Raw genomic sequence first — 20,459 nt, 5'->3', positions numbered from 1 at the left:
GGTGCGGCCGGGCGGCGGGAGCTGCCGGCGCGGTGGTCCGGCCGCCGGTGCTCAGACGCTCCCGACGAGCCCGGCGTCGTCGACGACCGGGCGACCTCCCTTGAGGACCGTGTGCAGGGCGTGCGCCGGGTCGGCCAGCACGGTGACGTCATCGAGCGGGTCCCCGTCGACGACCAGCAGGTCCGCGTGCGCGCCGGGGGCGACGACCCCGATGTCCCCCTCGGCCCGCAGCAGCCGCGCGGCCGTCGTCGTCGCCGAGCGCAGCACCTCGGCCGAGGACACGACCTGGGCCCGGATCCGGAACTCGGCGGACTGGTGCTGCTGCATCTCGCCGAGCAGGTCGGTCCCGAACACCACGTTCACCCCGCCCTCGGTGGCCAGCCGCAGCGCGTCGAGACCGCCGGCCAGCACCTGGTCGATCTTGCGCTGGGACGCGACGGGCAGGCCGTGCAGGGCCCCTTCGGCCTTGAGCCGGTCGTAGGTCGCCAGGGTCGGGACGAGGTACGCGTCGTGCTCGCGGAACAGTGCGACGCTGCCGGCGTCGATCAGGTTGCCGTGCTCGATCGACCTGACGCCGAGTCGTAACCCGCGGTCGACGGCGCGCGCCGTGTAGGCGTGTCCGAGGACGTAGCGGTCGGCGGCCTCGGCTTCCTCGACGATCGCGCGGATCTCCTCGTCGGAGAACTGGGTGGAGTCGATGCGGTCGGTCGGGGACGCGACACCACCGGAGAGCATGATCTTGATGTGGTCGGCGCCGGTGCGGAGCTGCTCGCGTGCGGCGCGGCGCACCTCGCTGACGCCGTCGCACACGACGCTCAGATGGGGGCAGCAGGCGTGCTGGTCGAGCACCTGGGTGCCGGGGCCGCGCACGTCGCCGTGCCCACCCGTCTGGGACAGTGCCTTGCCGCCGAAGAAGAGCCGAGGGCCGACGAACAGGTCGCGGTCCAGCGCCTCGGCCAGGCCGTGGTCGGCGCCGGCGGCGTCGCGCACCGTGGTGAACCCGCGGGCGAGCATGCCGTGCAGCAGCCGCTGGGCGTGCGCGGCGACCAGGTACGGCGAGGTGTCGCCGAGGGTGGCGAGATCCGCGGTGGAGGCGGTGACGTGCACGTGTGCGTCGATCAGCCCCGGGAGGACCATCCGGCCGGCGGCGTCGCAAGCGTATGCATCGGTCCCGGCGGTGCCGGGCGGAGCGATCTCGGTGATCCGCCCGTCGTGCAGAAGGATGTCGCGCGGCTCGCTCGTCGTCGCCGATCTCGGATCGACGACGCGGGCGTTGCGGACGGCGGACAGCGCGGGGGACAGGTGCACGATGCCTCCAGTGACACGTTGCGTTGACCTAGCTGCAATATATGTTGCAGAACACGAGGAAGCGAGGGGGCGACGGGATGGCCGACCTGCGACGGTGGCTGGACGGCCTGACCGGGGAGCGGACACTCGGTCGTGGTGTCCGCGCGGTGCTCGACGCGGCGGTGGCCGATCCCGAGCTGTGCGCCTACGCCTCCACCCACACGGTCGCGCGGGCGGCGGGGGTGAACCCGGCCACCGTGGTGCGTGCGGCCCAGGCCGTGGGGTTCGGGGGTTGGCCGGAGTTCGCGACCGAGCTGCGCAGCCGCTACCTGTCGTCGCTGGCCGTCGACCGGATCTACGACCTGTACGCCGAGCCCGCCCGGCCGGACGGGCCTGCCGGCGGCGGGGCCGCGGCGGACGACCCGGGGGACGTGCTGTACCGGGTGGTCGGGCACGACGTGCACCTGTTGCGGACCATGCTCGCCGGTACCGACCCGGCCGCCGTCCACCGGGCCGCCGAGGTCGTCCGCACCGCCCGCCGCACCGTCGTCTTCGCCACCGGCACCTATGCCGCCCCCGGGATCCAGCTCGCGCACGTCGCGCAGATGATCGGGCACGACGTCACCGTGCAGAACGGTGCCGCGACGGCAATGCTGAACAGCGCGCGGCTGCTCGGTGCGGGGGACTGCTTCCTCACCTTCAGCCTGTGGCGCACGTCGGTGGTGGTCCGCCGGGCGGCGGAGGTGGCCCGCCGGGCCGGCGCAACCGTGGTCGCGGTCGTCGACCGCCGCTCGGCGGTCGCCGAGCTCGCCGACGTCGTGATCACGGTGCCGAGCGAGGGGCGCGGTTTCGTCCCGTCGATCATCTGCGCGGTCAGCGTCACCCAGGCGATCCTGCGACTGCTCGCGGACGCGGAGCCGGCCGCCACCCGTGCCCGGCTGGCCGAGCTGGACGAGCTCTGGGACTCGCTGGGGGTGGTCGAGGACGAGTGACCGCGAGGTCTTCACTGCAACAAACATTGCATCTACGATCCTGCCATGGCCGCGCTCAACGTCACGCTGCTGGTGCTCTATCTCGGTTTCATGGCCGTGGTGGCCCTGCGGTTCTCCCGGCCGTCGGCTATGCGCGACGGCGAGGACTTCGTGCTCGCGGGGCGCTCGCTGTCGACCACGGTGCTGGGCGCGACGATGCTCGCCACCTTCGTCGGCAGCGGATCGATCATCGGCGGGGCGAACTTCGTCTACACCTACGGCCCGATCGCCGGGATGTTCTTCTTCGCCGGCACCCTGATCGGGATCCTCTGCCTGCTGATCCTGGTCACCAGGGTCCGCACCGGTGGCTTCCGGACCGTGCCGGAGCTCTTCCAGGACCGGTACGGGACGGCGGCCCGCTACATCGGCACCGTCATGATCATCATCGCGTTCGTGGGCATCACGGCGTACCAGTTCACCGGTGCCGGTTACATCATCTCGCTGATGGCGCCCGTCTCGGAGACCCAGGGCGCGGTGGTGGCCGCGGCGCTGATCACCGTCCTGTCGATGTCCGGCGGCCTGAAATCGGTCGCCTGGACCGATGCGATCTCCTCCGTGCTGGTCGTCCTCGGCCTGTTCGTGTGCCTGATCTACCTCTTCGCCACCGACGTCGGCGGGATCGGCGGCTATGTCGACCGGCTTGACCCGGCACTGAGCACGGTTACCGGCGGCCTGCCGCCGCTGGCGTTGCTCGGCTACTTCCTGCCGGTGTTCCTGCTGATCCTCGGCGACCAGAACATGCACCAGCGCCTCTCCGCCGCGCGGGACTCGCGGACGGCGGTCCGGGCGACGCTGCTGTTCTTCGGCGGTGCGCTGCTGATGATCACGCCGATCGTGCTGCTGGCCTCGACGTCGAGCTTCCTGCTGCCGGACATCGAGGCGGACACCGCGGTGCTCGCGCTCGCCGGCGGGGACCTCACGCCGCCGGTCGTCGGTGGGCTGCTGCTGGTCGGGGCGTTCGCGCTGATCGTCACGACCGGCTCGTCGTACCTGCTCACCAGTTCGGCGAACGTCGTCTACGACCTGGTCTTCCTGCGCAGGCCGGAGCGCGCGGGCGGACGGCTCGGGGTCGCGGTCGGGCGGTCGTCGGTGCTGCTGCTCGCCGTGCTGGCCTTCGTGATGGTCCAGTTCTTCCCGACCGTGCTCGAACTGCAGATGTACGCCTACACGATGTACGGCGCGGCGCTGACCCCGGTGATCCTCGCGGCACTGTTCTGGCGCCGGGCCGGAGCCGTCTCGGCCGTCGCGACGATCGTGGTCGGGGGTGCGGTGACCGTCGCGTGGGAGGTGTCCGGCCGGGCGTCGGAGCTGAACTCGGTCGTCGTGTCGCTGCCCGCGGCACTGGCGACCCTGGTGGTCACGGCTCTGCTGTTCCCCCGCCGGGTGGCGCCGGCCGATGAACCCGCGGCGGCCTGACCTGCCGGATCAGCCGGCGTGCGTGTCCTCCCGTTGCCGGCTGCGCGTCCACGGCCAGGTGATCAGGCACCATCCGGCCACGACGAGCGCGAACTCGACGAGCAGGTACCACGGCCACGGCCCCAGCAGGTCCAGCAGCGACGGGTTCGTCGGCTTGTGGTTGAGGAACCCGTAGTTGGTCCCGGTCGCGGAGTTCACCGTGAACGCCACGGTCGCCCAGCCGACGGTCGCGGCGATCGTCGCCCGCATGCCGCGCCAGGTCGGCCGGATCCCGACGCCCCAGGTCAGGTAGACCGCGGCCCAGGTGACGAACAGGTGCAGCGCCCAGAAGTCCAGAAATTCGATACGCGGGAAGTCCGGCGCGTCCAGCGCCGGGGTGAGGACGGCCTGCGGGGTCAGGGTGAGTCCCCAGTAGTAGGTGAGCGCGCAGGCCCACCAGCGGTGCGTCCACAGCGCGTACGCCGCGGCCACCCAGCTCAGGTCGCTGAGCTGCAACGGCAGCGACGTGTAGAGGTCCCAGTTCTCCGGGAGCAGCCGCCGGACCTGCATCGACACCTGGAACCCGATGATCACCAGCGCGAACACCCGGCCGGTGACGATCTCGGCGCCGGTTCCGCGCATCCGCCGCCCGGCGAGCACCAGCAGCACGGCGACGATCGCGCCGGTCGTCAGCGCCGTCCAGTGCGTCGTGCCGTAGGGCACGAAGACGGCGTCGTCCGGCTGCACCTCACCAGCTTCTACCGGTGCGCGCCCGGTGCCGCCACTCGGCGGTGCTCAGCGCAGGTCGATCGCCGGGCGCATCGCGTCGGCGTCGGTCGGGACCGACCGGTCCGGGCAGCTGCTCAGCACCCGGGCGATCGCGTCCCGTTCGGCGGCGGTGACCCAGAGGTCGTACTTGGCCTTCACCGCGACCTGCCGGGAGACGTAGGCGCACCGGTAGCCGGTGTCCGGCGGCAGCCAGGTGGCGGCGTCGCCGTCGCCCTTGCGGCTGTTCGTGGGGCCGTCGACGGCGATCAGGTTCAGCGGGTCGTTGCCGATGTGCTCGCGGGCGGTGGCGTCGAGCTGCTGGGCACCCTTCTGCCAGGCGTCGGAGAGTGCGACGACGTGGTCGATCTGGACCCGCTCGCTGGTGCCCTGACCACGGGTGAAGGAGATCGTCTGCCCGGTGTAGGCGTCGCGCAGGGTGCCGGTCAGGACGACGCAGTCGTGCGTCCCCGCCTTGAAGGTCTCCCGGTCCATGTCCCTGGAGAGGACCTGGTTGCGCTGGTCGCAGCCGTCCCGGTCGATGTCGGCCCAGCGGCGGCCGAACTCGGTGCGGGCGTACCCGGTCTTCGGTGCGCGGCCCTTGACCTCGAGGGTCCCGAGCACGGCGGCGGCGTTCCCGGCCGCCGGTGCCTGCTCGGCCCAGACGGCCGGTCCGGCCGGACCATCGGAGCCGGAACCGGCGCCCGGTTCGAACCCGGAGTCGACGACCTCGGCGTCGACGATGCCGGTGCCGGGCCCGGCAGCCCAGACGTCCGCGAACGATCCGGGGGCACCACACCCGGCCAGCACCAGAACCGCCGCCAGCACGGCGACGACATCACCACGAGCACGCACCCGACGATGATCGCGATCGCGAACGCCGGGGCAGTGCCGGACACGCCGGGGGATTCGTCACGTGGGCCCGCCGGCTCACGCGCGATCGCGGCTGGGTGACAGGGGTCACAGGGCGGACTGTCACATCTCGTGTGCCGGCGGCGTCCCACGGGTGACACATCCGCACCGCCCAGGGAGGACATCGTGCCCCGCATCCCCGCCGTCACCGCCGCCGAGGCGGGCCCGTTCGGCCGGCTCGCCTACCGCATCGCCCGCCGCCGGTACGGATCGGTGCCGGAGCCGTTCGCCGTCGGGCGCCACCACCGCAGGCTGTTCTGGGCGTCGGTGGTCAGTGAGCTGGGCTGGGAGCGCGCCGCGACCTTGCTCCCGGCCGGTGTACGGGAGATCGCCGTCTACCGGACGGCGACCGTCGTCGGCTGCTCGTGGTGCGTCGACTTCGGCACCATGCTGCAGCGGCTGTCCGGTCTCGACGTGGACCGGCTCGCGCACATCGACGAATACGCCACCAGCCCGCTCTTCAGCCGTGCCGAGCGGCTCGCGATCGGTTACGCCGACGCGATGACCGCGCAGCCGATGACCGTCACCGACGACCAGGTCGCGGAGCTGGAACGGGAGCTCGGCCGCGCCGGGCTCGTGGAGCTCACCCAGATGATCGCGGTCGAGAACATGCGCGCCCGCGCCAACCACGCACTCGGGATCACCGACCAGGGGTTCGATGCGGCGTGTGCGGTCCCGCCCGGTCACCGCAGCGTGGACGGGGCCGGTCCGCCGTAGATCCCGACGACGGACCGGTCCGCCCGGTGGCGGCCATCCTTTCCGGTCGCCGGTCGCCGGTCGCCGGTCGCCGGTCGCCGGTCGCCGGTCGTCTCGGCGAAGCCGGGGCCCGGTCGGCCGTCTCCTGCCCCTTCCCGATTCGCTCGATGTCTCACGTCGGGGCGGTGGAGCGTCGGCACTCACGAGTGTCGGTCGGGTGCGGCTCGCTCGCCGAGGTGGTCGATCTCGCCCTTCAGGCGGTCGACCTCGGCGTGCGCCGCGTCGAGCCGGGACTCGCTGGCGGTCAGGTCGGAGCGGAGCCGGTCGATGCAGGACGCCGACTCCAGGGAGTGGCCGTCGTCGAGCAGCTCGCGCAGCCGGGCCGCATGTTCGAGCTGACGGCGGGAGTAGCGCCGGTGGCCGCCCGCCGACCGGTGCGGGCGCACGATCCCCGCGGTGTCGAGGCTCCGCAGGAACGCCGGCTCGACGTCGAGGACGCGGGCGGCCTCACCCATGGCCATCGACGGGTAGTCGGGGTCGTCGAGCCGGTCCAGTCCCATGCACCCGTCCTCTCCTGCCGACCGGCAGAAGTGAGGTTGCCGGAGGCACAAATCTACGTCTACAACTGTAGATAGTGGATGTGCCCGATGTGGCAGCGGGTCGGTGTGCCCGCCGGTGGGACGACGAGGAGGAGGGATGGACAGGTTGCTGCGGCTGGTGTTGCCGGGGCTGCTCGTGGTGGCCGCCGCGGCCGCCGTGCTGTGGGTGGTCGCCGGGGCGGCCACCCCGGCCGAGCGGATCGACCGGGGTCAGGACGTCGTGTGGGTGGTGGGGGCTCTGCTGCTGGTGCCGCTCACGAGTGCCGTGCTGACCATGTACTACGAGTGGTCCGCGGCCCGGCGGGACCGCTCGGGAGCCGACCGTGGGGTCGGCGCGTCCTGACCGCAGGGGGCCGGTCCGGCCTCACCCGCCCGTGCGGGTGAGGCCCTGGTCTCCCCGGGTTGCCACCTCGTCGGCAAGTCGATGAAGTGGGGGCGTGCCCCGTTCCCGCTGGCTGGTGCCCGCACTGAGCGTGCTGTTCGTCCCGCTCTGGGCGTCCGGGTTCATCGCGGGCAAGATCGCCACCGGGTACCTGGAGGTGCCGGCGGTCCTGCTGTGGCGGTTCGTGATCGCGCTGGCCGTGATGCTGGCCGCCGCGGCCGTACTGCGGCCGGCACTCCCGGTCGGGCGGGCCTGGCTGCACCTGGCGGTCACCGCGTTGCTGCTGCAGGTCGGACAGTTCTCGTTCGTCTACTCCGGGCTCGCCGCGGGCGTGCCCGCCGGACTGTCCAGCCTGATCCTCGGCATGGCACCGCTGCTGGTAGGCCTGCTCACCCCGCTGCTGCTGGCGACCCGCCTCGGCGTCGCGCCGGTGATCGGGCTGCTGATCGGAGCGACCGGCGTCTACGTCGTGCTGGCCGACGACCTGGGCGGCGGGCTCGGCTGGAGCGTCGTCTTCCCGGTGTTCGGCATGCTCGCGCTGACCGCCGGGACGCTCTATCAGAAGCGGTTCAACGACCGCACCCCCGTCGTGACGAGCGTCGTCGTGCAGATGGCGACGTCGCTGGTCGCCACGCTGGCCGTGTTCCCGTTCCTCGGGGTGGCCTGGCTGCCGCCGACACTCGGCGGCTGGCTCGCGGTCGGCTGGCTCGGGGTGATCAACTCGGCGGGCGCGTTCGTGCTGATGTTCCTGCTGCTGCGGATGCGGTCGACGGTGTACGTGTCGTCGTTGCTGAACCTGGTTCCCGCGACGACGGCGCTCGGTGCGGTCCCGGTGCTCGGCGAGCCGCTCACCCCGCAGGCGCTGCTCGGCCTGGCGATCGCACTGGTCGGGATGTTCGTCGGCCTCGGCAGGTTCCCCGGGGGGTTGGGGCCGGGACCGGCCGGCACGCGGCACCGAACCGGTGCCGGCGGGGACCGCCGTCCCACCGCACTGACCCGACGCGCCTAGAATCGGCCCCGTGGCGGGACGGATTCGGGACTCAGACATCACCGAGGTCCGCAACCGCACTCGGATCGAGGAGATCGTCGAGGAGTACGTGGCGTTGCGCCGCGCCGGGGCGGGCTCGCTGAAGGGTCTGTGCCCGTTCCACGACGAGAAGTCGCCGTCGTTCACCGTCCGGCCCTCGCACGGCACCTTCCACTGCTTCGGCTGCGGCGAGCACGGCAGCGTCATCGACTTCATCATGAAGATGGAGATGGTCGGCTTCCCCGAGGCGGTCGAGCGGCTGGCCGACCGGTGCGGTCTGCGACTCACCTACGAGGGCGGCGGCTCCTCGGTGCAGCGCGACCGCGGCACCCGCAGCCGCCTCCTGGAGATCAACAAGAAAGCGGCGGAGTTCTACGCCGAGCAGCTGCGCACCCCGGCCGGTCGGGCCGCCGTCCAGTTCCTCGGCGAGCGCGGGTTCGACGACGCCGCGGCCGAGACGTTCGGCTGCGGCTACGCCCCGGCGGGCTGGGACACCGTCACCAAACACCTGCTCGGGCTGGGTTTCCAGCTCGAGGAGCTGATCAAGTCGGGGATCTCGAAGGAGGGCAGGCGCGGCGCGATCGACCGGTTCCACCGGCGGCTGCTCTGGCCGATCCGCGACCTCGGTGGCGACGTGGTCGGCTTCGGCGCCCGCCGGCTGTTCGACGACGACGGCATCGAGGCCAAGTACCTCAACACCTCCGAGACGCCGGTCTACCGCAAGACCCACGTGTTGTTCGGCCTCGACCTGGCCAAGCGGGAGATCGCGAAGTCGCGGCAGGTCGTCGTCGTCGAGGGCTACACCGACGTGATGGCGATGCACCTGGCCGGGGTGCCGACCGCGGTCGCGTCCTGCGGGACCGCCTTCGGTTCCGAGCACATCTCGGTCATCCGCCGGCTGATCGGCGACGACTCGTTCGACCGCGGCGAGGTGATCTACACCTTCGACGGTGACGCGGCCGGTCAGAGCGCCGCGATGAAGGCCTTCGAGGGCGACCAGAGCTTCGCGGCGCAGACCTTCGTCGCCGTCGCCCCCGACGGCCAGGACCCGTGCGACCTGCGCAACAACCACGGCGACGCCGCGGTCAAGGACCTGGTCGCCCGCCGCGAGCCGCTGTTCGAGTTCGCGATCCGTACCGAGCTGCGCTCGCACGACCTGACCTCGGCCGAGGGACGGGTCGCGGCCCTGCAGCGCACGGTCCCGCTGGTCGCCCGGATCCGGCGGGAGGACCTGCGGGACGAGTACGCTCGCCGGCTCGCCGGCTGGGTCGGCTGGGACGACATCGCCGTCGTCGTCCGGCGGGTGCGGGAGACGGCCGGAGCGCCGGTCGAGGGCCGCTCCCGGCGCCGGGAGGCCCCGGCCGCGCCGGGGCGCGGCGACACTCAGCTGCACCTCCAGCGGGAGGCGCTGAAGGCGGCACTGCAGATCCCCGGCGTCGTCGGGCCCGGGTTCGACGAGCTGCCCGAGGCCGGGTTCACGCATCCGCAGTTCGCCGCCGTGCACCGGGCGATCATGGCCGCGGGCGGGGTCCAGGCCGGGCTGGACGGCCCGGAGTGGCTCGACGCCGTCGTCGCGGAGATCGCGACCGAGGACGTGAAGCGGCTGGTCAGCGAGATGGCGGTGGAGGATCTCGAGTTGCCCAAGCGGAACACCGACGAGGTGCGCTACGTCAACGGCGTCCTGGCCGGGGTGCGGCTCGGCCTGGTCGAGCGCGAGATCGCCGACCTGAAGTCGCAGCTGCAGCGGACCAACGCGACCACCGACTTCGAGGAGTACAACGAGCTGTTCGGTGTGCTCGTCCCGCTCGAGCAGTACCGGATCGCGCTTCGTGAGCAGGCTTCGGGGGTGGCGTCGTGAAGGGACTCTGGGGGCGGCTGTTCGGGCGTGATCCGGTACCGGACGCGGTCGCGGACAATCTCGCCGACGAGGAGGCCGTCGTCGCGACGGCGGAGGTGTCCGGCGGCGGGATGCTCGTCGTCACGTCGTGGGGGGTGTGGCCGCCGTCCGGCGAACGGATCGGCTGGCACGAGATCGCCAAGGCCGCCTGGGACAAGACCTCGCTGGTGGTCACGCCGACGGTCGCCGAACCGATCGGCGGCGCCGTGGAGCTCCTGACCGACGCCCGGCCGATCCGGTACCGGCTGTCCGAGCCGGGGAAGGTGCCGCAGGCTGTACACGAGCGGGTCACGCAGTCGATCCGCACGCGCAACCGCCGCGATCTGCCGGGGGGAGGGGCCTGGGTGCTCCAGCGCAAGGTCCCCGGACAGGACGGACTGGTGCTGCAGGTGCGTCCGGACGCCGGCACCGATCCGGTGGCGGCCCGCCGGCTCGCCGAAGGGCTCGCGCAGCGACTGCCCGGGAGCCCGTGAGCCCGGCTCCGCCCGACGAGCCCCGGCTCACCGCCCCCGAGCGGATCAGTCGCCGTCGTTGCGGCGCTCTCCGCCGATCTTGCCGACGGCGCTCTCCACCCCGGCCTGCGCGATGCCCGCTGCGCCCTGGACCGCCGGATGGTCCGCTGCACGGTGATAGGCGCGGACCAGCTGCTCGTAGCGCTCACGCCCGGCTCTGGTGCCGAGGACGTACCCGACGGCAACTCCCACGAGGAACCTGACCATTCCCCTCACCTCCCGACCGCGACCGTACCCGGAACCCCCGCTGCGGCCGTGTGGCACCCGGACACCGGGCCGACCTGCGGGAACGGCTGCCGAACGGGGGGTTGCCGAGGCGCTCCGGAGCGTGTTGTAGAGTTCTGTCTGTCGCCAGGGCGAAGGTTCGGGCGACACGAACGGTCCTCCGTAGCTCAATGGCAGAGCACCCGACTGTTAATCGGGCGGTTATTGGTTCGAGTCCAATCGGAGGAGCACTTCCCGAGGTCAGTGACGTGACCCGGTAGTGAATCAAGATCGACCCCCAGGAAACCCCCACTAATGGGTTCCGGGGGTCGATGTCTTTCCGAAGACTTCCAGGATCTCCTCGGCTCCGGTCGTGGCCACCTTGCGGCCGAAGGAGAAGCCCTGCGTCATCGAGATCTTCGAGTGGCCGAGATGGTCCCCACCCGCTCCAGGTGCCGGATGCAGCCGTCGTGGTCGCGGAACCGCGTCCGGGCCCGGTACCGCTTCGGGCCCAGCTTGCAGATTCGCGGACGTGCTCGCCCGTCCGTGTCCATCAGCACGCCGCGACCTCGGGGCGGTACACAGGGGTCGGGCCGAACCACCGGACATCTGGGCGACGCTCAGATGGCGGCGAAGTCGCCGTGCCGGCCCCGGCCGCTCGCGAACCGGCCCGCCCCGGCGGCGCCCTCCTTGTAGTGGGCCTCGACTCCGTTGGACCACTCGCGTCGCATCGCGTCCCGGATCGGTAATCCGTAGCTCTCGATGGCCGACCGACGGTCCGCTCGCACGGCCGCCTGCGGGAAACGGGCGATCTCGCGGGCCAGCGCCTCGGCCTCGGCGCGTGCGCCGCCGGACGCGGTGACCTTCTCGCACAGCCCGATCCGGTACGCCTCGTCCGCCGGGACCTGTCGTCCGGTCAGGATGATCTCCATGGCCCGGCCCTGGCCGACCAGGCGGGGGAGCCGGACCGATCCGCCGTCGAGCAGGGGGATGCCCCAGCGGCGGCAGTAGACGCCGAAGTAGGCGTCGTCGGCCATGACGCGCATGTCGCACCAGATGGCCAGCTCCATGCCCCCGGCGACGGCCGGCCCCTCGACTGCGGCGATGACCGGCTTGGACAGTTCGAGACGGGTGGGCCCGAGTGGGCCGCGCGGAGCCCGGTTCGCGCCGCTGGGGAACCCGAGGTCCTCGACGATCTGCTGCTGGAACGAGTCGCGGTCCTGCAGGGTGCTCGCGAACTTGAGGTCCCATCCGGCGCAGAACGCACCGCCCTCGCCCCACAGCACGGCCACCGACGCGGTCGGGTCGGCGTCGAACTCCAGCATGGCTTCAACGAGCGCGTCGGCGCTGGCCGGGTCCATCGCGTTGCGGGCTTCGTCGAACCGGCTGTGGACGATCGTCCAGACGTCGTCGGCCTTCTCGGTCCTGATCATGTGTTGCCTCCCTGCCCCGACGTGTCGAGCGCGCGGCGCGGACAGGGACTGAATCTAGATTCGAGATTCAGAACGTGTCAATCGCCCACGGCCTCCCGATGTCCTCCGGCGGTGGTCGGGGTGAAGACTGGACGGGCCGGCGCAGGCGACCGCGCGGCGACGGGCGAGAAAGCGAGGACGACCGACCGATGGCACGGACAGCAGCGGCGAAGAGGCGCGACGCGGCTCGCGAACGCATCGTCGAGTCGGCGATCGAACTTCTGCGGGAGACCGGATTTCGTGCGGCCCAGATGTCGTTGATCGCTGTGCGTGCCGGGGTCGGCGTGGGCTCGATCTACTCGCACTTCCCGTCCCAGGTCGAGCTGTTCGCCGAGATCTACCAACGCATGGTCGCCCGCGAGCTGGAGGTGATGCGGCGTGAGAGCGAGGCGGTGGAGACCAGCGCAATGGGGCGTCTGTCGATCGCGGTGCGCGTGTTCTGTGAACGCTCGCTCAGTGCCGGCCCGCTCGCTTTCGCGCTCCTGTTCGAGCCCGCCGGACCCGCGGTGGACGAGCAGCGACTGCGGTTCCGCGAGGAATTCCGGGTGGTGCTCGCGGAACTCGTGCGTTCCGCGACCGCGCAGGGGGAGGTTCCCGAGCATGACGTCGCATTGTCGTCCGCCGCGGTCGTCGGGATCATGACCGAAGCTCTGGTTCGACCGCTCTCCCCTGACGGCGAAAAGCTGGTCGGCGATGGGCTCGCAGAGTGTGTGGTCCGGATGAGTCGCGCCGCGATCTTCGCCTGCGCAGAGGGGGCCTGACGCTGCACCAGCCTCGCGGCGAGACCGACGCCGGCATCGACTGGCAATCCTCGACGACGTCCAACTCGGGGGAAGCCGTACCGGCGACAACGTGTGCCGATTGGACGACGGGCGACGGGGCAACGCCATTCCGCAGTACGATCCTCACGAGCGGAGGATCATCGGTCCGGGTTGTCGAGACTGAGGGTGCCGGGTCCCGCGCCGGCGTTGATCGTCTCACCACGCTCGGCGTGTCCCCCGGAGCTCCGACTACTGAGAACATCTCACTGCTCGTGGAGAAGGCGTTCGATCTCGGCAGACGCGTGGAGCATCGCTCGTGCGCGAGCACCGAGTCTGTCTCGGCGTGCGGACAGTGCTGATGCAGCCGAGCGGGACGAGGCCGTATCGCGCAACTCGTCGAGCAACGGCCTGATCTGCGCGAGAAGGTAGCCGCTGCGCCGTAGCTGGTGAACGATGTGTGCGTCTCGGGTGTCGGCGGGTCCGTAGATCCGGTATCCGGTCGTCCGGTCTCGGCCCGGCCGCAGCAGCTGGGCCCTTTCCCAGCGCCGCAAGGTGGCGGGACGCACGCCGAGCCGGTGGGCCAGGGCTCCGATCGTGCCCGGCGCGAGAGCCGTTACGTCGTCCGCTGCGCGAGTCAGCTCCGTCAACGCCTGTTCGATCGCGTCCAGGGCCTGCCGGTCGGTCCACGAGCAACTCGACGTGGCTTCGGTCGAGCACGGCGAGCACCTCATCGGTTCGCTTGTCGTTCAGCAGCTATATGATCTGCCGAGCCCCTGCGTGGCCGTAGGCCGGGAGCAGACACGCGGAAAGGGCCCCCGGACCGCGGCGGACATGGCCCTCGACAAGCTCTGTCTTGCCTGGGCACGAGGCACTTTCTTCCGCCAGGGTCACCTACCGCCCAGCCCACTATGAAGAGCCCGAGTTGGCGCCGCCGGAGTAGTGGATCTTGTCTCCGCGGGTTTAGGGCATCCAACTGCACCCTGTAGTGGCTCTGGCCCGTGGCGGCGTGGGTCATCAATACTCCGGCCACGTGCTTCTGTCCAGCGGCCAACTTTGGTCAGCGGCGAGCTGGGAGACGGTGCATCATCGGTAGCGTGATGTTGCAGTCAGAGGCGCTGGCGCGCTTGCTCGCGCACGAAAGCCGGGTAAGCGACCTGCTCGCATGGCTGATTGAAATCGACGATTCTCCGATCCGAGAGTACTTAGGCCTGGGGAGTGGGCCGGTCCGGGCGCGGAGGGAAGTAGGAGTAAAAGGCGGAAGTATAGATCTAGTACTTCAACTTCATGAAGACGGACGACCGGTCGCAGTGCTGGAAATGAAGACGTCGGCGGACATCCACGGCGACCAGTTGGGTCGTTACGACGGCTGGGTGGAGTCGCTCGAGCAACTGCCTCGTCGGTTTCTTTGTACACTTGATGGAGACCGACTCGCGCCATTGTCTTGGACCTGCGTCAGCTTGAGCGAATTGTTCGCCGCCTTTGCGATCGGCAGTAGCAATGAGCACGGTCGCTGGCTTGCCGGTGAGATATCCAACGTATTGCATCTCTGGGACAGCGAGGCAGACGGACGAATCGGGATTGCACGTGGCCGATCCTCGCCCGATGTTTTCACTCGCCGGGTAGCCGAGAATCTGCGGCTCTCGGAGGATCCTCCAGATTCCTCGGCCGGCGCCTGGCGGACCACTCGCGGAGGCAACGCGATGTTCATGTTCTGGGCGCCGCACCCTTGTGGGAAGCACGGAACATGGCTGGGCGTCAACGTCAGAGAGAATGCTCGTCGTGGATCAGGCGGCCCCTGGTCATTCCGCCCGTGTATAGAAGTTGAGGCGGTCGAGGGTCGGACTGTGTACGAGGCTCGTGTTATTGCGCATGAATTAATGATGGAACTGGCCGAGCGAGTCACGTGCACGCATATCCAACGCGGACTAGTTGCGGCTGACCTTGGGGAGCTTGCCGAGGCGCTCTCGACGAAGAAGCGTCACGATGGATTCGCGCGTGAATATTGCCGCACCGAGGCTCGACGTGCTCGTGTGGAGATCGAGAACGGTGAGAGGTCCCACTATTCTGCATTTTTACACGACAGGGGGCGGCGACTTGCACTGCTCTTTCAGTTAGACATGACGATGGTTGATCGGCGACAAGTCGAGGCGTTGTGTCGGTTCACTCTGAAATATATGCTCAGGGAAGCGCTGGTTAGCACAGGTGGGAGCGGAAAAATCGACTGTCAAGATGAGTAGGAAATACTGGATTGGTCATAGATGAGGCGGGCGAGATCTGGCTTCGACGGGTGAGGTGGTGAGTTCTGGCGATCAGATTGACTGAGCGTCAAATAAGTTTCCAGGTCGCTACGTACGGCGTGCCTGAGAGCAGGTGCCTTTGTATCCACTGCTGCGCGCCACTGATCGGCGCAAGTGTGCGGATCTCAGGTACCGGCGTCCTCGGCGAAGAGAGCCGTGACAAGCACGGTGACAGCATCCACGTCGATCGAGGTAGCGGCACGGATCAGCACAGCTCGACGGCAGGGTCGACGAGCAACTGATGCAGAGCTCGCCCCGAGCGATGGGGCCGGGTTCGCTCCCCGCCTCCGCGCCGCGCACCTGACAAGGGCCCGAGGGCTCAGGGTCAATGACCCTCGGAGGCCGCCGGCGTAGCCGCTGCGCAGCACCATTGATGCTCACACCTCGAGGTCGTCGGATTCCGGACCCCCGGTACTCTCGACCCGCCCCAGCCTTCCGGAGCATGTCCCCCGCTCCCCGGCCTCCGCCCCGGCTCGCGTCGCGTGGTCGCACTCGGGCGGGCGGACCCTGCTCGTGGCCGCTCCATCGGTCGATCCGGCAAGGTGGCTCCTCGGCGTGTCGAGCTGGTCCGCAGCGTCAAGCGTGCGCGCGATCGCCGGCCCCAAGCCGATAGGCGGGAGGGCAGCGGCGCCGCCCGTCAGGGCCTCCTTGAAGTCGTGAACAGATTCGCCACCAACGGGAACGGAATGGCCATCGTCGCGATGACGTGGCGCATCAGCGCTTGTCTCCGTCACTCAGAGCGTGTTTGAGAAGGCCGGCGTGTCTGCGTGGTCCGGGCGCCGGTGTGGTCCATCGTGGATGGGTGGCTCGGCGTAAGCGGCGGTATCCCTCGGACACCAGCGATGCCCAGTGGGCGTTGATCGAGCCGCTCCTGCCCGAGGCCGGATCGGGTGGGCGGCCGGAGAAGCATCCACGCCGGGACGTGGTCGACGCGATCCTCTACGTGGTGCGCGCGGGGTGCGCATGGCGTGCTCTGCCTGCGGACTTCCCGCCATGGCAGACCGTGTACTGGTACTTCAACCGATGGGAGCAGCAGAAGGTCACCGAACAGATCCTGCCGGTCGTACGCGGACAGCTGCGCGCCGACGAGGGCCGCGACCCGGAGCCGAGCGCGGGCATCATCGACTCCCAGTCCGTGCGCGGCGCCGACACCGTCGGACAGGACACACGTGGATACGACGCCGGAAAGAAGGTCAACGGTCGGAAGCGGTTCATCATCACCGACACCCTCGGCCTGCTCTTGACGACGATGGTGTGCTCGGCGTCGGTCCAGGACCGCGACGGCGCCAAGTCGATCCTGCTCGACCTCTACCTGCGCACGAGGGTGCGCTTCGTGTTCGCCGACGCCGGGTTCGCCGGCCGCCTGCTCGACTGGGCCACCTCGATCCTGCGGACCACGGTCGAGGTCGTCCGCAAACCGCCTGAGCAGCGCGGATTCGCCGTCCTGCCGCGCAGGTGGGCGGTCGAGCGGACCCTGGCCTGGCTCACCGCGCACCGGCGTCTGGCCCGAGACTACGAACGCGACCCCGCCGTGTCCGAGGCCATGATCCGCTGGGCGGCGATCAACACCATCACCCGCCGCCTCGCCCGCGGCACCCCGGCCGCCCGGCAACAGAAGTACATGATCACACCCGCGACTTGATCTTCTCAAACACGCTCTCAGTGGGATCAGATCGATGCGAATCCCCCGCCCAGAGTCTGCCGGTACTGGTAGCGTTGCCGCAGCGGAATTATTCTAATGTTGCAACAGTCCAGGGGTGAGTAGTGTCTGACCACGGCGATTCGACCATCGAATATTTCCAGCCTGCCACTCTTCACGGTACGGGCAACTCGTACAGTCATGCCGTGGCTGCTCTCAACTCTGGGCGTACTGTCCATATCTCCGGCCAGGTGGCTCTCGACCCGGCCGGCACTCTGGTGGGGCTCGATGACTTCCGGGAACAGGCGACGTATTCGTTCATCAATCTCGGTAGGGCGCTCGAAGCCTCGGGGGCGCACTACTCCGATATCGTGAAGCTCAATTATTATCTGACTGATGTTTCCGACATTCCGGTGCTTCGCGAGGTGCGGGACACCTTCATCGCGGCGGATCGTCGCCCGGCCAGCACAGCAGTGCAGGTCGCCGCACTGTTCGAGGCCGGACTTCTGATCGAGATCGACGCGACCGCAGTGGTGACTCACTGATGGGGTGCGACAGCGGTGTCGTTGCGCGGCAAGTGAGCCGCCTTGGTCCGCCTTCGCCCAGTCGTGCGAGAAGGGGCGGCGTTGCAGGATCGACGACGGGTTGTTGTCACCGCGATGCCAGCGGATTGCCGTAGCTGGTAAGTGGGCCCACCAAAACCGAACTCGGTCACGTGTGGTGGCTGAACGACCTCCCCGCCTGCCTGTCGTACTCGCTCATACACGGGGTCCACATCATCGGTGACGAGGTACAGCGCGGCAGCTCGAAGGCCGGAGTGGACCCCGTCAACATGTTTTGTCCTGCCGAAGAGGAGCGCGCCACCACCCGGCCACCGAAGTTCGGCGGAACGACGTCGCCACCGTCGTCTCTGACAATCACGGCCTCGCGGAACCCGACAACATCCACGAGGAAGCGAAGCGCCGTCTCGGTATCGTCGTAGTGAAGGACCGGCGAGAGTGACGATGCGTTGTCGGCCATGCCTCTGCCCCTACGGCTGGGGGTGGCCCGTCGGGGAACAGTCTGTCTGCCGCGACTATGTGGAGCTGAACGTCGTGTTCTGCGCGATGATGATCTTCCAGGTGCCATCGGTGCGCTGCCAGACGTAGCTGGGACTCCCCAGCGCAGGTGGCTCCAGCGGCTGTCCCGCAGCATCGAGGTACTGCTGGGCCACGCCGGTCAGGGCGATGTCCGGCGTCACGAAGCGGACGTGCTCCACGCGGTACTCGACGGTGCCGTTCTCCATCGCTCCGGGGAGTACCCGCCGAGTGAACTCGGCGATCTCGTCCAGTCCGATGAGGCGTCGCGTCCTGCAGGCCATCAACACCAGGACCGGATCGCGATCTGAACCCGCAGGCGTCGCTCTGACGCCGCTCATGCTCGGTGCGGGCATCGCCGGCATCGCGGTCGTCCGGCGTTTTCGCAGGCGACGGGCCGGCGCGGAACCACGTTCGTAGCGCGGGATTCGTCCCCCGACCACGGTGCGGGACGACGCGGGTTGGAGCACACCTGCGAGCGATCGGGTGCCTGACCGGCCGCCGCCTCCCCGCATGGTCCTGTTCGCACGGGTTCGGCGCATCCGCACGGGATCGGACCCCGTGCGAATGCAATGAACCCGTGCGGACGCGCTGAACGGCAGCCGGATCGCCGCCGGGGCCCTGCGGGAGCTGCCACGGGTCCGGCCGCCGGCCGAGGAGGTCAGCCCGAGCCCGAGCCCGTCCTCGATCCGGCTCGCCGCGGATTCGAGCAGCCCGGCCACCGCGCCGATGAGCAGTGCATGGCCCCCTGCGGGCCGACGAGCTCGCGCACGGTGCTGTCGGGCCGGTTCAGGTGGCGCTCCCGTGCCGGATCGAGTCGGCGATCTTCTCGCCGACGAGGACGGCGGTCAGGTGGGTGTTGGCCCGGGTCACCCACGGGAAGATCGAGGCGTCGGCGACCCGCAGACCGTCGACGCCGAGCACCCGGCCGTCCGGGTCGACCACGACGTCCGGGGCGTCCGGCGAACCCATCCGGCAGGAGCCGGACGCGTGCACGGTGTCGATCACGTTGGCGAGGGCGAACCGGGCGAACTCGCTGTCCGACATGACCGTGTCGGGTGCGACGAGCTCGGCCCCGAGCGCGAGGAAACCGGCGATCTTCTGCAGCTCCGGCTGGGCGGCGATCGCCCGCAGCTCGTCGGTGACGGCCCGGAACCGGAGCAGGTCGCCGGGATCGGACAGCATGTCGAGATCGACCGTCGGATCGAGCGCCGGGTCGGTGCCGGCGATCCGGACGCGGCCGGTCGAGCTGACCCGGTTCACCCAGCCGAGGATCCCGGCCATCGGGAGCCCGATGCCGAGCGCGCCGGGCGTGGCCAGCATCCCGTCGTTGGGCTCGTCGCCGACCCCGGTGGTGAACCGCACGCAGAGCTGGCCGCGCTCCGGCAGTCCCCGGTAGTCGGCCGGCTCGTTCAGGCCGAGCGCCAGGGAGATGCCGGGATGGTCCTGCAGGCCGTGTCCGACCGGGAGATCCGCGACGACGTCGATGCCCAGCCCTCGGAGCTCCGGCGCGGGGCCGACGCCCGATCGCTGCAGGATCGCGGGGGAGTGGACGGCCCCGGCGGACAGCACGATCTCGGTCGCCCGGAACTCGATCGGCTCGCCGTCGACGATCGCGCTCACGCCGACGGCGCGACCGCCCTCGAACAGCACCCGATCGACCAGCGCGCCGCCCACGACGTGCAGGCCGGGCCGGTCGCGGGCCGGTTCGAGGTACCCGTCGTTGGTCGAGACGCGCTCGGTGCCGAAGCTGTTGTAGGCGTACGGGGACACGCCGGTCGAGCCGGGTGCGTTGTGGTCGGGCGCCCAGGGGTGCCCCAGCCGCTCGGTGATCCGGTCGACGGCGGACTCCACGGTGGCGAGGTGCTCGCGCTTCGGCCGGACGACCGGGATCGGCCCGTCCCCGCCGTGGTAGCGCTCGCCGGCGAAGTCCTGGTCGTTCTCCAGTCTGTTGAGCAGCGGCAGGACGTCGTCGTACCCCCAGCCGATGGCACCGTGGGCGGCCCAGCCGTCGAAGTCCTCCACGGTGGCGCGGATCGCGAACAGGCCGTTGACCGCGGAGCTCCCGCCCACCCCGCGGCCCCGGATGTAGGGCCTCGGTTCCTGCGCCGACGATCTCGTCGCGGTCAGGTCCGGGAAGGTGTGGGTGGCGGCGAGCTGGACCGTCAGCCCGATCTTCCCCGGCTCGACACTGCGCAGCTCCTCGGACGCCTCGGCCGAGCGGTAGTCCGGGCCGGCCTCCAGCAGCAGCACCTGCCGGCCGTCGTCCTCGGTGAGCCGTGCTGCGACCGCTGCTCCCGCGGATCCCGCACCGACGACGATGATGTCGTACATCTGCTGCTCCTCTGTCGTGCTCGTCCCCCGGTCGACAGGAGACGGCGTGCCGCTGCGGCACACTCAAGACCCGGGCAGTGTGACGGCTGTCACCCGGCGTGCCGGTACCGGGGCGCTGCGGATCCTTTCGCGGCGAGAGCCCGGTCGTGGCGCACTGTCCGGGTTGCTTTCGG

Annotated in this window: 20 protein-coding genes, 1 tRNA gene and 1 pseudogene; 12 read left to right on the top strand and 10 right to left on the bottom strand. The window is 70.0% G+C overall.

The genetic code is table 11. The annotated features are described in order from the left end of the window. Window positions 1-51: 51 nt before the first annotated feature. Window positions 52-1,308 carry a metal-dependent hydrolase family protein gene (locus tag Pdca_RS22960; RefSeq protein ID WP_085913426.1) on the bottom strand — a complete coding sequence of 419 codons (1,257 nt, stop codon included), beginning with the start codon at window positions 1,306-1,308 and terminating at the stop codon, window positions 52-54. Window positions 1,309-1,385: 77 nt separating this feature from the next. On the opposite strand from Pdca_RS22960, the gene Pdca_RS22955 reads away from it, so the two are divergent. Then, window positions 1,386-2,279, top strand: coding sequence for a MurR/RpiR family transcriptional regulator (locus tag Pdca_RS22955; protein WP_158092188.1), 894 nt, complete (start codon window positions 1,386-1,388; stop codon window positions 2,277-2,279). A 45-nt stretch (window positions 2,280-2,324) separates the two neighbouring features. Further along, entirely contained in the window at window positions 2,325-3,734 is a 1,410-nt protein-coding gene (locus Pdca_RS22950) for a sodium:solute symporter family protein (protein ID WP_085913424.1), read from the top strand. Between the two features lie 9 nt (window positions 3,735-3,743). Here the strand turns inward: Pdca_RS22950 and Pdca_RS22945 are convergent, their stop codons facing one another. Then, window positions 3,744-4,460: a YwaF family protein gene (locus tag Pdca_RS22945; protein WP_085913423.1), complete on the bottom strand. Its 717-nt coding sequence runs from the start codon at window positions 4,458-4,460 to the stop codon at window positions 3,744-3,746. Between the two features lie 48 nt (window positions 4,461-4,508). Then, a complete protein-coding gene (locus tag Pdca_RS22940; protein ID WP_232021132.1) occupies window positions 4,509-5,333 on the bottom strand; it encodes an HNH endonuclease family protein in 825 nt (274 codons plus the stop codon). Window positions 5,334-5,516: 183 nt separating this feature from the next. On the opposite strand from Pdca_RS22940, the gene Pdca_RS22935 reads away from it, so the two are divergent. Continuing rightward, window positions 5,517-6,107, top strand: a complete 591-nt coding sequence (locus Pdca_RS22935; protein WP_085913422.1) for a carboxymuconolactone decarboxylase family protein — start codon at window positions 5,517-5,519, stop codon at window positions 6,105-6,107. 179 nt (window positions 6,108-6,286) lie between these two features. On the opposite strand, the gene Pdca_RS22930 is transcribed toward Pdca_RS22935, so the two are convergent. Beyond that, on the bottom strand, window positions 6,287-6,646 hold the full coding sequence (locus Pdca_RS22930; RefSeq protein ID WP_085913421.1) for a helix-turn-helix domain-containing protein: 360 nt from the start codon (window positions 6,644-6,646) through the stop codon (window positions 6,287-6,289). 136 nt (window positions 6,647-6,782) lie between these two features. Here Pdca_RS22930 and Pdca_RS22925 point away from each other — a divergent pair, with 136 nt between their 5' ends. The 4 genes from Pdca_RS22925 to Pdca_RS22910 all read left to right on the top strand — a co-directional run bounded on the left by Pdca_RS22925 (window position 6,783) and on the right by Pdca_RS22910 (window position 10,464). Further along, a complete protein-coding gene (locus Pdca_RS22925) occupies window positions 6,783-7,028 on the top strand; it encodes a hypothetical protein (RefSeq protein WP_085913420.1) in 246 nt (81 codons plus the stop codon). Window positions 7,029-7,122: 94 nt separating this feature from the next. Next, the gene (locus tag Pdca_RS22920) at window positions 7,123-8,076 is read left to right on the top strand and encodes a DMT family transporter (protein WP_085913419.1); all 954 of its coding nucleotides are present in this window, start codon (window positions 7,123-7,125) and stop codon (window positions 8,074-8,076) included. A 10-nt stretch (window positions 8,077-8,086) separates the two neighbouring features. Further along, complete coding sequence (gene dnaG, locus Pdca_RS22915; protein WP_085913418.1) at window positions 8,087-9,952, top strand: DNA primase; 1,866 nt, start codon at window positions 8,087-8,089, stop codon at window positions 9,950-9,952. Further along, entirely contained in the window at window positions 9,949-10,464 is a 516-nt protein-coding gene (locus tag Pdca_RS22910) for a hypothetical protein (RefSeq protein ID WP_085913417.1), read from the top strand. The genes dnaG and Pdca_RS22910 overlap by 4 nt, the downstream gene beginning before the upstream one ends. A gap of 45 nt (window positions 10,465-10,509) precedes the next feature. Here Pdca_RS22910 and Pdca_RS22905 read toward each other — a convergent pair whose 3' ends face one another. After that, window positions 10,510-10,710, bottom strand: coding sequence for a hypothetical protein (locus tag Pdca_RS22905; protein WP_085913416.1), 201 nt, complete (start codon window positions 10,708-10,710; stop codon window positions 10,510-10,512). Window positions 10,711-10,884: 174 nt separating this feature from the next. On the opposite strand from Pdca_RS22905, the gene Pdca_RS22900 reads away from it, so the two are divergent. Further along, window positions 10,885-10,956 (top strand) — tRNA-Asn (locus Pdca_RS22900). 371 nt (window positions 10,957-11,327) lie between these two features. Here the strand turns inward: Pdca_RS22900 and Pdca_RS22895 are convergent. Next, a complete protein-coding gene (locus Pdca_RS22895) occupies window positions 11,328-12,140 on the bottom strand; it encodes a crotonase/enoyl-CoA hydratase family protein (RefSeq protein ID WP_085913415.1) in 813 nt (270 codons plus the stop codon). A 188-nt stretch (window positions 12,141-12,328) separates the two neighbouring features. Between Pdca_RS22895 and Pdca_RS22890 the strand changes: the two genes are divergently transcribed. Further along, window positions 12,329-12,940, top strand: a complete 612-nt coding sequence (locus Pdca_RS22890; protein WP_158092187.1) for a TetR/AcrR family transcriptional regulator — start codon at window positions 12,329-12,331, stop codon at window positions 12,938-12,940. Between the two features lie 263 nt (window positions 12,941-13,203). Here the strand turns inward: Pdca_RS22890 and Pdca_RS38065 are convergent, their stop codons facing one another. Next, window positions 13,204-13,671, bottom strand: coding sequence for a MerR family transcriptional regulator (locus tag Pdca_RS38065; RefSeq protein ID WP_085913413.1), 468 nt, complete (start codon window positions 13,669-13,671; stop codon window positions 13,204-13,206). A gap of 363 nt (window positions 13,672-14,034) precedes the next feature. On the opposite strand from Pdca_RS38065, the gene Pdca_RS22880 reads away from it, so the two are divergent. From Pdca_RS22880 to Pdca_RS22870, 3 genes and pseudogenes are all read left to right on the top strand, one after another. After that, window positions 14,035-15,177: a PDDEXK-like family protein gene (locus tag Pdca_RS22880; protein WP_125911526.1), complete on the top strand. Its 1,143-nt coding sequence runs from the start codon at window positions 14,035-14,037 to the stop codon at window positions 15,175-15,177. Between the two features lie 805 nt (window positions 15,178-15,982). Further along, a pseudogene (locus Pdca_RS22875) lies at window positions 15,983-16,862 on the top strand (IS5 family transposase). 139 nt (window positions 16,863-17,001) lie between these two features. Continuing rightward, window positions 17,002-17,421: a RidA family protein gene (locus tag Pdca_RS22870; RefSeq protein ID WP_269462812.1), complete on the top strand. Its 420-nt coding sequence runs from the start codon at window positions 17,002-17,004 to the stop codon at window positions 17,419-17,421. 166 nt (window positions 17,422-17,587) lie between these two features. Here Pdca_RS22870 and Pdca_RS22865 read toward each other — a convergent pair whose 3' ends face one another. The 3 genes from Pdca_RS22865 to Pdca_RS22855 all read right to left on the bottom strand — a co-directional run bounded on the left by Pdca_RS22865 (window position 17,588) and on the right by Pdca_RS22855 (window position 20,286). Next, window positions 17,588-17,896 (bottom strand): VOC family protein, encoded by a 309-nt coding sequence (locus tag Pdca_RS22865; RefSeq protein ID WP_085915544.1) that lies wholly within the window; start codon window positions 17,894-17,896, stop codon window positions 17,588-17,590. Between the two features lie 55 nt (window positions 17,897-17,951). Continuing rightward, a complete protein-coding gene (locus Pdca_RS22860) occupies window positions 17,952-18,674 on the bottom strand; it encodes an SgcJ/EcaC family oxidoreductase (RefSeq protein WP_085915545.1) in 723 nt (240 codons plus the stop codon). Window positions 18,675-18,741: 67 nt separating this feature from the next. Further along, window positions 18,742-20,286 carry a GMC family oxidoreductase gene (locus tag Pdca_RS22855; RefSeq protein WP_085915546.1) on the bottom strand — a complete coding sequence of 515 codons (1,545 nt, stop codon included), beginning with the start codon at window positions 20,284-20,286 and terminating at the stop codon, window positions 18,742-18,744. Window positions 20,287-20,459: the final 173 nt, after the last annotated feature.

Source organism: Pseudonocardia autotrophica (assembly GCF_003945385.1).
Lineage (GTDB): Bacteria > Actinomycetota > Actinomycetes > Mycobacteriales > Pseudonocardiaceae > Pseudonocardia > Pseudonocardia autotrophica.
The sequence above is the reverse complement of the archived record's forward strand: the minus strand, read 5'-3'. Positions and strand labels throughout refer to the sequence as shown.